Here is a 13,558-nt window from a genome sequence, read left to right as displayed (position 1 = left end):
CTAGGTTCGTGATCCATGAGCTACCGTTACACGCCTCAGGCGGACCGAGACCGAGAGCTCCCGTGAACCCGACGTCCCTCGACCACCCCCCGACCGTGACGCGCCCCGAGCGGTGGCGCGACCGCGCCCGCGGCTTGCTGCTCGGCGAGCCGGTGGGGGAGGAGCTCACCCCGTACGAGCCCGCCGTGGTGGTGCCGGATCCGCACCTCGGCCGAGGGTCCCTGCGCCGCAACGGTCTGCTCGTGGCGTCGACCATCTCGGGCCTGCTCGGCACGGCGATCATCGTGGCCACCGCGCCGGTGTGGCGGCTCGATCTGTTCTCGAAGCGGCTGGCGATCCCGGGCATCCCCACCCCCGGCAGCTCGTTCTTCGCCGGGGCCAGCTTCCTGCTCGGGGTGTGCCTGCTGACCGTCGGCTGGGTGATCCTCATCGGTCGCTCCGAGCGGCAGCGCTGGAGCGAGCAGCGGCGCCTGCTCATGGTGGCGGTGGTCGTCGCGGTGTGGGCCGTGCCCCTCCTGTTCGGCCCGCCGCTGCTCTCCAACGACGCCTACAGCTACGTGGCCCAGGGGGAGCTGGCCAGCCGGGGCTTCGACCCCACCTCGCACGGTCCGGTCTACCTCGGAGCCGGCAAGATCATGAGCGCCGCCGATCCCGTCTGGCGCAACGCTCCGGCACCATACGGCCCGGTGGCGATCGGCCTCAGCCGGTTGGTGGTGGAGATCACCGGTCATGAACCCGCCTCGGCGCTGCTGGGCATGCGCGTACTGGCCATCATTGGGGTGGTCATGTCCGCGGTGGGCGTGGGCCTGATCGCCCGCAGCTACCAGGTCTCGCCCGCCAGCGCGATCGCCATCGGCATCGCGAACCCGCTGGTGCTGCTGCACCTCGTGGGTGGTAGCCACAACGACGCGCTGATGCTGGGCTTCCTGGCTCTCGGCCTGGCCGCGGTCCGCGCCGACCGCCGGTGGCTGGGGATCGTCCTCGTGGCCGCGGCCACCGCGGTGAAGCTGCCGGCTGCGGCCGCGTTCCTCTTCATCGGCTGGACCTGGACCCCCGTGCAGGTGTCGCTCCGGCGCCGGGCCGGGCAGGCCGGGGCGGTCCTGGCCGCGGGCATGGCGGTGGTCGGGGTGCTGTGTGTGCTCGGCGGCACCGGGCTCGGATGGATCACGAACCTGCGGGGGACCGGCACGGTCAAGACCACGTTCTCCGCCACCACCCGTCTCGGGTTCGTGCTCTCCGACGGGCTGCACGCGGTGGGCCTGCCGGTCGACCAGGAGACGGTCGTGTCGCTCACCCGCCTGGCAGGTCTCCTGCTGGCCGGAGGGCTGTCGCTGCTCATCCTGCTCCGGAGTCCCCAGCTGGGCCTGGTGCGGGCGGTGGGGTTGGTGATGATCGTGGTCATCGTGCTCGGCCCCGTGGTCTGGCCCTGGTACCTGCCTCCGGGGTTCGCGCTCCTCGCCGGGGCAGGGATCGGCAAGTACCGCCCCTCTTACTTGGTCGGCGTGTTCGCCGTGAGCCTCCTGGTGTTCCCCACCACGGTGGAGGGGGTGCCGACGCTCAGCCGCTACCAGCACGTCCTGGCACTCGGCGTCGTGGTCCTCATCGTGGGCGCCTGCTTCGCCGCCCAGTGGATCGCGGACCGAGCCCGCGACCGCCGCATCCGCCGTCACCGCAGCGACGGCACGTTGCCTGAGGCGGTGGAGGTCGCGTCCGCCCTGAGCCGCTGATGGCTCTCCGCCGGGTCCTGCGGCGAGACGGCCGGGACGGGGAGGGCTGCGACAGTGGTCGGGATGCCGCAGCCCTCGCCCCCGACGAGTCATCGTCGCGAGGGGTGGTGCCGATACCACCTTGGTTGGCCGTCGTCCCCAGCGCCTCCTAGCATCGTCGGGATGCCAGCCCTCGCAACGGAGCCCCCGAGTCGCCGTGGCCACCCGAGCCCTTCGCCGCTCTGTCGCGCGCGTCCGGGCCGCGGCCGCGTCGGATGCGGCCGGGCTCCGTCAGGCGCTGGCCGCCCTGCTCGTCTCCTCCGGTGGTGACCTCCTCGCCGGTCTGACCCTCGGCGCCATCACCGGCACCCTCGAGGCCCTCCCCGGGCTGCTCGTGCTGGTGCCGGCCGCGATCGGCATGCGCGGCAACATCTTCGGTGCGCTCGGCAGCCGTTTGGGCACGGCCATCCACACCGGAACGTTCCGGTTCTCCTGGCGCCGCGACACCGTGGTGGGCCAGAACCTGTGGGCCTCCGTGGTGCTCACCCTGTCGATCTCGGCCGCGCTGGCGGTGCTGGCCAAGACCATGGCCAGCCTCTTCGGGGTTGCCGACACCATCTCGCTGCTCGACTTCCTGGTCATCTCGATCGTGGGTGGGGTGCTCTCGTCGGTGGTGGTACTCGCGGTCACCCTCGGGGTGGCCGGGCTTTCGGTCCGCCGGGGATGGGACATGGACAACGTGGCGGCGCCTCTGGTGACCGCCAGCGGCGACATGGTCACCCTCCCGTCGCTGTTCCTGGCCACGTTCCTGGTGGGTCTCGGTGGGGTGACAGCCGTCATCGGGACGCTGTCGGCGCTGGTCGCGGTCACCGCGTTGGGGCTGGCGTGGCGCACGGACCGCGAAGTCATGCGGCGGGTGTTGCACGAGTCCATGCCGGTCCTGCTCGTCGCCGGCACCATCGACATCGTGGCCGGTCTCACCATCGAGCACCGGGTCGAGTCGTTCCTCACCTATCCGGCGTTGCTGGTGCTGGTGCCGCCGTTCCTCGAGGACACGGGCGCCCTCGGTGGGATCCTCTCCGCCCGGCTGGCGTCGAAGCTGCACCTGGGTGTGATCACCCCGGCGGTCAAGCCACAGCGCCCCGCCAGGGACGACTTCGCCATCATCGGGCTCCTCGCGGTGCCGGTGTTCACGTTGCTCGCGCTCTCCGCCGATCTGGTCTCGGCGCTGTTCGGGTTCGCCAGCCCGGGGGCGCTGCAGATGATCGCCATCACGTTGATCGGGGGGCTGCTTTCCACCGCCGTGGCCGTCGTCGTGTCGTACTACGGCAGCGCGCTCACGTACCGGCTGGGTCTGGACCCCGACAACTACGGCATCCCGCTGCTGACCTCGACGATGGATCTGGTGGGCGCGCTGTCGCTGGTCTTCGCCATCATCGTCCTCCGGGTGTCCTGACGATCCCCCGCCCCGACCTGGGGCAGGATGGGGTCGTGCTCGAGGTCCGGGTGTTCACCGGCGGCCAGCAGGTGGAGCAGATCGCCCCCGAGGCGATCTCCTCCCACGTGGGCCGTTCTGGGGAGTTGGTGTGGGTCGACGTGGTCGGACCCACGGAGGACGACCTGGCCTGCATCACCGGCGAGTTCGACCTCCACCCGCTCGCCGTCGACGACGTGCGGTTCCGCAACCAGCGACCCAAGGTCGACCTCTACCCCTCCCACGCCTTCCTCGTGGGCTACGCCCACGACGAGGACCCCCTGGACCTCCCCGAGGTCGAGCTGTTCGTCGGGCCGAACTGGCTGGTCAGCGTTCGTTCTCCGAACGGGGCCGGTCGGGTCTTCGACGTGAGGCCGGCGGTCGAGCGCTTCGAGCGCACCTCCGGGGACGGCGCCGGGGTCGGGTTCTTCCTGTACACGCTGCTCGACGACATGGTCGACGGCTACTTCGACACCGTCGAGGGAGCGGAGGACCGGCTCGCCTCGATCGAGTCCAGCCTGTTCCGGGCGTACTCGAACGACCGGGGGGCCGAAGCGGGCGAGCAGGTGATCGCCGCCCTGGACCGGGAGCTGCAAGGAGAGCTGCTCCACATTCGCCGTACCCTCATCGCCCTGCGGCGCAAGGTGGTCCCGATGCGCGAGGTGGTGCTCGTGATCCTGCGCCGCGAGATCCCCTGGATCGAGGATCGGGCGATCCTCTACTTCCAGGACGTGCTCGACCACCTCCTGCGGGTCGTCGACGAGATCGACACCCAGCGGGAGCTGCTCGGCAACATCGTGGACGCCCACCTCGCGCTGGTCGCGAACCGCACCAATGACGTCATGAAGAAGACGAGCGGCTGGGGTGCCATCCTCATCGTGGCCACACTGATAGCCGGCATCTACGGCATGAACTTCCGCAACATGCCTGAGCTCGAATGGCGCTACGGCTACTTCGGCGCGCTGGGCACCATGCTCGTGACGACCGCGGGGCTGTACGCGTACTTCAAGCGGAAAGGCTGGATCTGACCCCGGGCTCGGCGGCTCGGCTCGCGCTGCGCTCGCTCAACGTGCGCAGCGCGATGATCAGCATGGCGACGAGGAGCCCGTTGCGCACCAGGATGGGGAGCATCGCGTACAGCCGGCCCTCGATCTGGGCGTGGATGCTGGCCAGGATGAAGGTCGTGAGCGCGCTCAGCGCGAGGCCCAGCCATCCCAGCACCCGCTCGCCGTGCGCGGCCGCGATGGCCACGAACGGCATGAGCCACAGGACGTACTGCGGCGAGATGATGGGGGAGAACACGAGCAGGCCGACCACTGCGGCGAGGGGGGCCACGCCGTCGACGACCCTCGGGGAGCGGTCGGTGCCGCGGCCGGCGAGCCACCACGCGGCGGCGATCGTGCTCAGGGATGCGAGGGTGAGCAGCGGGCGGCTCCAGCCTGGCATCGGCGCGCCGGTGCGCCACGCGCCCTGCTCGAGTCGGCTAGTGGAGGGATCGAGCAGGTGCAGCACGGCTCCCGGGAGGCTCTCGATCTGCCAGCCCCTGGCCCCCCGGTAGCTCACCACCTGCTCGACACCGTCGATGCCGCCCAGCCCGAGCCACACGGCGGTGCCGATGCCACCCACCACCGCGGCGGCCGCCAAGGCTCGCCAGCGGCGCTCGACCAGCAGCCGGGGGGCGACGGCCAGCGGCCACAGCTTGGCCAGCGCGGCGACGGCGAGCGATGCGCCTGCCGAGGGCTCGTGTGCCCGTCGGAGCAGCGCCAGGCCGAGCATGGCGAGCAGCACGGACACCAGATCGATCCGCAGGTAGGGGAACGGGAAGAGCACCATAGGGGTGCCGAGCAGGAGGTAGGTGACGGCGCTGCGCCGCCCCCACCCCCAGCCGACGAGCGCCGCGACGGCCAGGTCGAGGACGAGCTGGCTCACGGCCAGGCGGGTCAGGGTGTCGAGGTGATCGTGGCCGACCACCAGCTCGATCGCCACCACCGTGACCGGTGGGTACTCCACCTCGAAGTCCCGGTACGGTCGACCGTCCGAGCGGGCGATGGTCTCGTAGCGGAGGGCGTCGCCTCCGAGGATCGAGAACTCCTCCTCCACGCCGCTGTGCAGCACCGCCACGACTGAGACGACCCGCATCGCGATCAACAGCAGCACCAGCCAGGCCCAACGCGACGACCCCCCGGTCGCCCGGGGGGTCGTCGGCACGGTCGGGTCTGCGGGCGTCGTGGCCGCGGGCACCGCCCGAGACTACGACGCGATGGGCTCGTGGCTCAGCCGGTGTAACGGGGTGTCGTGAGGGCTGCGGCCTGGATGGTGGTGGTGGAGGGCGCGGTGGTGGTCGTCGGTGCCTGCACGGTGACCGTGGCGGATGCCGTGCCCTCGGTGCACAGGGATTGCACGGTCCCCTGGGACGTCCGTCCCGCCGGGATCGGCAGCTCGTAGCAGGCCTCCCACGTGGCCGTGTTGGTGGTGGTGGTGGTGATCACCGCGTCGACGGTGAGGCCGAGGGTGACCGTGTTCACGGACGCCCCGGGCAGGAGGTTGTAGTCCGCGGCGTTGAGCAGCGTCCCCTCCTTGTCGTCGGTGAGGGTGTGGACGCCGAAGGTGACCTCCGAATCGTTGGTGACCGTGTAGCAGTAGTACACGGTCGTGCCGGGAGCCACGGTGATCGCGCTCTCGGTCCCGCACACGCCGGGGGTGGTGCCGACGGTCTTGACCACGGTGATGCTCAACCGGGGGCCTGCCGACGCCGGTGTCGCGGCGGCGCCGAGCACCAGCGCTGCCGTGGCGGCCACCAGTGCGATCGTCTTCTTCATGGTCATGTCTCCTTGGTCCAGGGATGTCCGAGGCTGGTCCATCAAGGGCCGTCCGCCCGGATGAGCGCGGCCGAGGGGAGCGGGTCGTGCAGCTCGGAGACCGGTGTGCGTCCGCCAGGCCCGCGCCAGCCGCCGAGCACGTCGCGCCAGCGACCCGCCGGGAGCTCGACGGTGGCGTCGGGCGAGTTTCGGGACCCGGGGTCGACGGGGGCGCGCCGCACCACCACCACCAGCGCTTCCGCTCGAGCGAACGCGATCAGCTTCCCGGCCTCCGGACCGGAGAGCGGCAGCGGTGTGTAGCCCGCGTGCTCGTCGAACAGATCGGGCCTGGCGCGCCGGAGCCGCAGGAGCTGGTTGATGACGCCGATCTTCGCCAGCCCGGGACCGTCGCCGACCCGGTCGCCCGCCTCGCCCCACCACAGGGCTGGATCGCTCGAAGTCGCGTCGCGCAGTGCCCGGCGGCGCTCCTCGAAGTCGACGGGTCGGCGGTTGTCGGGGTCGACCAGCGAGTGGTTCCACAGCTCGTCGCCCTGGTAGAGGTCGGGCACCCCGGGCATGGTGAGCAGGAGCGTGACCTGGGCCAGTCCGAGTGCGCGGGCGGCCGGGTCGAGACGGGCCACGAACGCCGCCAGCGAGGAGGTGAACGCCGGATCGCCGAGCGTGCCATCGACGAATCGGCGCAGTGCGGTTTCGTAGCGCTCGTCGGGGTTCGTCCAGGAGGTGTGCCGTCTACGTTCCCGTGCTGCCTTCACCAGGTAGGTGGTCGTCCGTGCCCGATCGATGGGCCAGGCCGCCACCAGGGCCTGGTAGTAGAGGTATTCGATCGCCTGGTCGGGGAGCGTCCCGGTTCGATGCCGGCGGTTGTGCGCCGACCATGCCGTCACCACCTCCCGCCATCCCTGCACATCGTGGGAGACCAGCGCCAGGCGCAACCTGGCGTCCGCGCTCCATTTGGTGTCGTGGGTCGAGATCGTCGACATGCCGAGCGGGTGCGCGGCCGCCGACCGCACCGCCTCGTCGTGGATGGCGGGAGCGTCGGCTCCGAACCGGGCGGGGTCGTTGCCGACCTCGTTCAAGGCCACGAGGGGCAGCCAACGGTAGAACGCGGTGTCCTCGATGGCCTTGGCGGACAGTGGCGCGGTGAGCTGCGCGAAGCGCACTGCATAGGCCGGCTGGTGGTGTGGCGCGCCGTAGCGCCGGTAGGTGCGGAGGGCCACGGCATCCTCGATGACCTGGTCGAGCGTCGCGGTGAGGTCGCGTGCTGGTGGATCACCGGCCAGGGCCCGAGCGGCGCGTTCGGCTTCCGGACGCAGCGCCCCGGTGGCCAGCTCTCGCTTGGCCGCCGCCACGCAGCCCTCCCAGGTCCGCTCCCTCGGCTCGGCGGCGCGGGCCAGCTCCACCAGCTCCGCTTCGGCCGCGGGCTCGACGAACAGCCGGGTGAGCCGGGCCGCGGTGTCGTAACCGGTGGTGCCCGCCACCGCCCAGGAGGCCGGCAGCCGCTCAGCCGCCGCCAGGATCTTTTCCACTACCACCCATCGATCGCCGACCAGCTCACGGAGCCGGTCGAGGTAGGCGCCAGGGTCGGCGATCCCGTCGACGTGGTCGACCCGCACACCCTGCACCGCGCGGCTCGCGAGGTCGTCGTGCATCCAGCCCGCCAGCAGCCGGTGCACGTCGGCGAAGACGGGTGCCTGGTCGACGCGCACCGCGGCGAGGCTGTCGATGTCGGCGAAGCGCCGGTAGTTCAGCCGTCGCTCGCGTGCCCGCCATTCGACCAGCTCGTAGTGCTGGCTGTCCGCCAGCTCGAGCAGGAGGGTGGGATGGCGGTTGGCGGTCTGCACCGCCTCGGCGATCCGCTCGGGGCAGTCACCCGGTGCCAGGCCCACCATTCCGAGCGACGAATCGGCGACCGGCCAGGTGCGCTGCCCGTGGCGGAGCGTGAACCGGGCTTCACCGGGAGGTGACCAGGCCACCAGCGCGCCCTGCTCGACGGCGTCGCGCAGTGGTAGCCCCAGGAACGGCAGCACCACCCGTCCCCGGGCCCCGGGCGCATCCCAATCGACGTCGAAGTAGCTGGCATAGCGGCTGTGGATGCCGTCCTCGAGGAGGCTCCACCACCACCGGTTCCGGTGGGTGGCGATCGACATGTGGTTCGGGACCAGGTCGACGACCTGGCCCATCTCGTGGGCCAGTAGCGCCGCCCACAGCCGGCGTAGCGCCGGCTCGCCGCCGAGCTCGGCTCGGACCCGGTGGTGGTCGACCACGTCGTAGCCGTGAGGGCTGCCGAGCTCGGCCTCCGCGATCGGCGAGGTGTACAGGTGGCTGACACCGAGCTCGGCGAGGTAGGGAACGAGCGCCGCGGCGTCATCCAGGGTGAACGCCGGACCGAGCTGGACCCGGTAGGTGGCGACCGGAGCCCGCGGCACGCTCAGGCACCGTCGACCCGGCGGAGCAGCACCACCGAACGGGCTCGCACCGTCACCGACTCCCCGGCTTTGGCGGCCTCCCCGTCGGGGCGGGGGAAGGTGTGCTTCATGGCGTCCTCAAAGGTGTCGAGCACCTTGACCCAGTGCTCGCCGTAGCTCGGGTCGGGCAGGGTGAACTCGAGCGCGTCGTCGGAGGCGTTGAACAGCACGTAGAAGCTGTCGTCACGCACCGGCTCCCCTCGCGGGGTCCGGGCCGGGATGGCGTCCCCGTTGAGGAACACCGCCAAGGCCCTGGCGAAGCCGGCCGACCAGTCGGCCTCGGTCATGGTCGTGCCCTCTGGGGTGAACCAGCCGATGTCGTCGACGTCTTCGCCTTGGATCGCCCGGCCTTGGAAGAAGCGCGGTCGGCGGAAGACGGGGTGCTCCGAGCGCAACCGGATCAGTGCCCGGGTGAAGTGCAGGAATGCTTCGTCGGCGTGTTCCCAGTCGTACCAGGAGAGGGCGCTGTCCTGGGCGTAGGCGTTGTTGTTGCCCTGCTGGGTCCGGCCGATCTCGTCACCTCCCAGCAGCATGGGCACGCCCTGCGAGAGCATCAACGTGGCCAGCAGGTTGCGGCGCTGCCGGCGCCGGAGGGCGATCACCTCCGGGTCGTCGGTCGGGCCTTCGACACCGCAGTTCCACGACCGGTTGTCGTCGGTGCCGTCGCGGTTGTCCTCGCCGTTGGCCTCGTTGTGCTTGTCGTTGTAGGAGACCAGGTCGGCGAGGGTGAATCCGTCGTGGCAGGTGACGAAGTTGATGCTCGCCGACGGGGTGCGACCGTTGGACTCGTACAGGTCGCTGGAGCCGGTGAATCGGTACGCGAACTCCGCCACGGTGTTGTCGACGCCCCGCCAGAAGTCTCGGACCTCGTCGCGGTAGCGCCCGTTCCACTCCGACCACAACGGAGGGAAGTTCCCCACCTGGTAGCCACCCTCGCCCACGTCCCACGGCTCGGCGATGAGCTTCACCTGGCTGACGACCGGGTCCTGCTGGATCAGGTCGAAGAAGGCCGACAGCTTGTCGACGTCGTGCAGCTCGCGCGCCAGAGTGGCGGCGAGGTCGAAGCGGAAGCCGTCGACATGCATCTCGAGCACCCAGTAGCGGAGGCTGTCCATGATGAGCTGTAGCACGTGGGGGTGCCGCATGTTGAGGCTGTTCCCGGTGCCGGTGTAATCGACGTAGCGGCGCCGGTCCGCAGGGTCGAGCCGGTAGTAGGCGGCGTTGTCCGCGCCCTTCAGCGACAGCATGGGCCCGAGGTGGTTCCCCTCGGCGGTGTGGTTGTAGACGACATCGAGGATCACCTCGATGCCTTCGGCGTGCAGGATCTTGACCATCTGCTTGAACTCCTGCACCTGGTGGCCGCGCTGGCCGTACACCGCGTACTCGTTGTGCGGGGCGAGGAAGGCGATCGAGTTGTAACCCCAGTAGTTGCGCAGCCCGAGCTGCTCCAGCCGATGGTCGTGGACGAACTGGTGGACGGGCATCAGCTCGACGGCGGTGACGCCAAGCTTCTTCAGGTGATCGATGACCGGTCGGCTGCACAGGCCGAGGTAGGTGCCCCGGAGCTCCTCTCGGACCTCCGGGTGCCGCCACGTCAAGCCCTTGACATGGGTCTCGTAGACGACCGTCTCGTGCCAGGGGGTGCGCGGGTGGCGATCGTCGCTCCAGTCGAAGTACGGGCTGATCACCACCGACTTCGGGACGAACGGTGCGCTGTCGGCGTGCGAGGGCTCGTTGGCGTGGGGGTCGCCGAGGAAGGGGAACACCGCCTCGGCCCAGTCCACCTGGCCCTCGACCGCCTTGGCGTACGGGTCGATCAGCAGCTTGGCCGGGTTGGCCAGTGAGCCTTCCTCCGGCGCCCATGGCCCGTGGACCCGGAATCCGTAGCGCTGTCCGGGTTGGATGCCGGGCAGGTAGCCGTGATGGATGAACGCGGTGACCTCGGGCAGATCCAGGCGCTCTTCGTGGCCATCGTCGTCGAACAAGCAGAGCTCGACCCGCTCCGCCACCTCGGAGAAGATGGAGAAGTTCGTCCCCGCGCCGTCGAACGTGGCCCCCAGAGGGAAGGGCTCCCCAGGCCAGACCTCCACAGCGGCGGAGTGTAGGCGCGGCCACCGCCGGCGAAGCTGCTGGAGCATGGCGATGCGCCTCACCGTGCTGTGGGCCGCGGGATCCGGCTCGCCGACCGCATCGAGCCGGACGGTCATAGTTCGTGGGCGTCTCGTGAGCAGTTGGTGAACGCCTACCTGAACGGGCGGATGAGTCGGCGCATGTTCGTGCGCTGCTCAGCTTCGGAGTGAGTGCGTCGGCGGCGCTCGCGCACGCGGATGTGCTGAAGGACCCCAACCCCCAGGCGATCCCTCTGGCGAACGATATCTACCCGACGACGGACATCTACCCGACCACGACCACGACGTCGTCGAGCACCACCACGACGACCGAGCCGACCACGACCACGAGCGTGGAGCCCACCACCACGAGCACCGGGGGTGGGTCCACGACCACGACCACGGGATCGACGACGACGGCTCGAGATGACGTGAGGGCGAACGCCGCGGCGAGGAGTGCACGGCGAATCCCCGCTACACCGGCTGATCTGGTGAGTCGCTCGCCGAGCGGTCCTCTCCCAGCACAGTTCGACCAGGGGCGGGTGGGGAAGCGCCCGCGGGCAGTAGTGATCCACACCACGGACGGCACCTTCGCCGTCAGCGTCGACCGACAGCACCTCGAACCCGGGCGCGCCGAACCATTTTCCACACCGCACCGCAACTACCGTCGACCACCGGGGCCTCCCGACTCTCGGACCGTCGAGCAGTCGCGAGATCCACGGAGGCCCCCACCTCAACGGTGGACCCCCACCCCACCACTCCCGGCTTCACCGCGTAGGGCCGCTATGAGGGCTGGGACGACCGGCAGAACCGCCAGCGGCTGCTCGACGCCGCGTGGAAGCTCGCACCGGGTTGGGTGCTGTTCCGGGACGCGGACGAGCGGATCCCACCCGACGATGCAGCCGCGCTGCGCGCGTTCCTCGCCGGCGACGCGCTGGCCAGCTTGGCGTACGGCATGCGCTGCGACCACATGATCGGCGACCTCGACCACCCCGTCGACCGGATCGTGTCGCACTACTACTACTACATGCGCTCCCAGAGCCGGGACCCCGTGCACGATCGGGCCCTGGAGGGCGTCGAGTCGCTGGAGGACTACGTGTGCTCCTCGGCGTTCGCGTCCCTCGTCAACAACGGCCAGACGCGGCTGGTCGGCGCCGTGTCGGCGAGGGCTGGCAGCCCCGCGGACGCCGAGGTGTTGGCCGCGGCCAAGGCGGTGCTGGACCGCTCCGACGTCGTGGTCGGGCTGCAGGAGCGCTTCGACGAGTCGCTCCTGCTGTTCATCGTGGCCGGTAGCGCGGCGAGGGTGGCGACGGTGTCGGGGTGGGTGGCAGCCAGCTGGTGGCAGCCAGCTCGCCGACGACGAAGAAACTTGCCGGAGCGTCGAGTCGCCGGAGTTCCTCCGCTATCGGGGCGGTGAAGGAGCCGGGTCCGTCGTCGAAGGTGAGGGCGATCACCGGCTCGTCCGCGGTGAACCGATCTCCTGGCAGCTCGGGCGACCGGCGGACGACCGTGGCCATGCGCAGGGGAGCGTAGGCCGCTGCACGGTACCGGTGGTTCAGGACGCCCGGTGCGCCGGCACGATCACCACGGGACAGGGCACTTCATGAGGGAGCTTGGTGGCCACGCTCCCGAGGATGCGCTCCCGCCAACCGGTGCGTCCGTGGCTGCCCACCACGACCAGGTCCGCCCGCTCGCCCTCGACGGCGTGAGCGATCGCCGAGACGGCATCGTCCTCGATCAGCACCGAGCGGTGGGGGACGCCGGCGTCGGCCAGGGGCCGGCACCAGTCGGCGGCCAGCGTGCGGCGAGCCGCGTCCTCGAGAGCTGCGAAGTCGATGGGCGGCTCGGCCCGGCCGAGCTCGTCGAGGGGGTCGTAGCCCCGGACCACGACCACCTCAGCCCCGAGCTGGCGCGCCAGGCCGGCCGCCCATTCGATGGCGTGGCGCGCTCCGGGCGAGCCGTCGTGGCCCACGACGATCCGTTCGATGCTCATCGGCTCCTCATCCGTCGACGGCTTCATGGCTGGCTCTCGCCGCTGCCCGCAGCGAGGCGAGCACGGTCACCCCGAGCACCACGGCGATGAAGGCCAGCGAGATGGGGGTGGCGATGTGCACCCCCCACCACGACAGCAGCATCTTCACACCGACGTACGCCAGGATGACCCCGAGCCCCTTGTTCAGGTGAACGAGCTTGTCCTGGGCTCCCGCGAGCACGAAGTACAGCGAGCGCAGCCCGAGGATGGCGAACGCGTTCGAGCTGAACACGATGAACTGCGAACGGCTGATGGCCAGGATCGCCGGGATCGAGTCCACCGCGAACACGACGTCGGTCGCCTCGATCAGCACCAGGACCACGAACATCGGGGTGGCGTAGCGCTTGCCCGCCTGCACGACGGTGAAGCGCGTTCCGTGGAACTCGGCCGTGACGGGCATGACCCGGCGTACCAGCTTGAGCGCAGGGTTGCGCTCGGGATGGATCTCGGTCTCGTCGTGGGTGCCGACCCGCCAACCGGTGAAGACCAGGAACGCGCCGAACACCAGCAGCAGGACCTCGAAGCGCTGGAGGAGCGCGACCCCGGTGAAGATGAAGATCGCCCGCAGGACGAGCGCACCGAAGATGCCCCAGAACAGCACCCGGTGCTGGTTGGCTCGTGGCACGGCGAAGTACCCGAGGATCACCGCCCACACGAAGACGTTGTCGACCGAGAGGCTCTTCTCGATCACGTAGCCGGTGAAGTACTGGGTGGCGGCGCTTCCGCCCAGCCACCACCAGCAGAACAGCCCGAAGCCGAGCCCGATCACCACCCAGGCGGCGGTCGAGACCGCCGCCTCCTTCAGCGAGATCTCGTGGGCCTCCCGGTGGAAGAGGAACAGGTCGGCCAGGACCAGCAGGGCCACGAAGCCCACGAACAGCGCCCACTCCCACGGCGCGACGACGATGTCGGCGCCCGGCACGTTCGAGGCGGAGGCGAGGAGCACGGGTCGCT

Annotated in this window: 10 protein-coding genes; 3 read left to right on the top strand and 7 right to left on the bottom strand. The window is 70.3% G+C overall.

The window, feature by feature from the left end:
- The first annotated feature begins 62 nt into the window (after positions 1–62).
- From mptB to corA, 3 genes are all read left to right on the top strand, one after another.
- Positions 63–1,727: a polyprenol phosphomannose-dependent alpha 1,6 mannosyltransferase MptB gene (gene mptB, locus HZF19_RS03790; RefSeq protein WP_208027410.1), complete on the top strand. Its 1,665-nt coding sequence runs from the start codon at positions 63–65 to the stop codon at positions 1,725–1,727.
- A gap of 196 nt (positions 1,728–1,923) precedes the next feature.
- Positions 1,924–3,162, top strand: a complete 1,239-nt coding sequence (locus HZF19_RS03785) for a magnesium transporter (RefSeq protein ID WP_208027409.1) — start codon at positions 1,924–1,926, stop codon at positions 3,160–3,162.
- A gap of 35 nt (positions 3,163–3,197) precedes the next feature.
- A complete protein-coding gene (gene corA / locus HZF19_RS03780; RefSeq protein WP_208027408.1) occupies positions 3,198–4,208 on the top strand; it encodes a magnesium/cobalt transporter CorA in 1,011 nt (336 codons plus the stop codon).
- Here the strand turns inward: corA and HZF19_RS03775 are convergent.
- The 7 genes from HZF19_RS03775 to HZF19_RS03745 form a co-directional block, all read right to left on the bottom strand.
- Complete coding sequence (locus HZF19_RS03775; protein WP_208027407.1) at positions 4,186–5,421, bottom strand: glycosyltransferase 87 family protein; 1,236 nt, start codon at positions 5,419–5,421, stop codon at positions 4,186–4,188. The two genes, corA and HZF19_RS03775, sit on opposite strands and share 23 nt — an antisense overlap.
- A gap of 32 nt (positions 5,422–5,453) precedes the next feature.
- A complete protein-coding gene (locus HZF19_RS03770; RefSeq protein WP_208027406.1) occupies positions 5,454–5,999 on the bottom strand; it encodes a hypothetical protein in 546 nt (181 codons plus the stop codon).
- A 41-nt stretch (positions 6,000–6,040) separates the two neighbouring features.
- Positions 6,041–8,425, bottom strand: a complete 2,385-nt coding sequence (locus HZF19_RS03765; RefSeq protein WP_208027405.1) for an alpha-amylase family glycosyl hydrolase — start codon at positions 8,423–8,425, stop codon at positions 6,041–6,043.
- A 2-nt stretch (positions 8,426–8,427) separates the two neighbouring features.
- The gene (glgX, locus tag HZF19_RS03760) at positions 8,428–10,602 is read right to left on the bottom strand and encodes a glycogen debranching protein GlgX (protein WP_268962754.1); all 2,175 of its coding nucleotides are present in this window, start codon (positions 10,600–10,602) and stop codon (positions 8,428–8,430) included.
- A gap of 1,247 nt (positions 10,603–11,849) precedes the next feature.
- On the bottom strand, positions 11,850–12,089 hold the full coding sequence (locus HZF19_RS17380; RefSeq protein ID WP_208027403.1) for a polysaccharide deacetylase family protein: 240 nt from the start codon (positions 12,087–12,089) through the stop codon (positions 11,850–11,852).
- 38 nt (positions 12,090–12,127) lie between these two features.
- Entirely contained in the window at positions 12,128–12,565 is a 438-nt protein-coding gene (locus HZF19_RS03750; protein ID WP_208027402.1) for a universal stress protein, read from the bottom strand.
- 7 nt (positions 12,566–12,572) lie between these two features.
- Entirely contained in the window at positions 12,573–13,550 is a 978-nt protein-coding gene (locus HZF19_RS03745; RefSeq protein ID WP_208027401.1) for a TerC family protein, read from the bottom strand.
- Positions 13,551–13,558: the final 8 nt, after the last annotated feature.

This window comes from Rhabdothermincola sediminis (assembly GCF_014805525.1).
Lineage (GTDB): Bacteria > Actinomycetota > Acidimicrobiia > Acidimicrobiales > Acidimicrobilacustridaceae > Rhabdothermincola > Rhabdothermincola sediminis.
The sequence above is the reverse complement of the archived record's forward strand: the minus strand, read 5'-3'. Positions and strand labels throughout refer to the sequence as shown.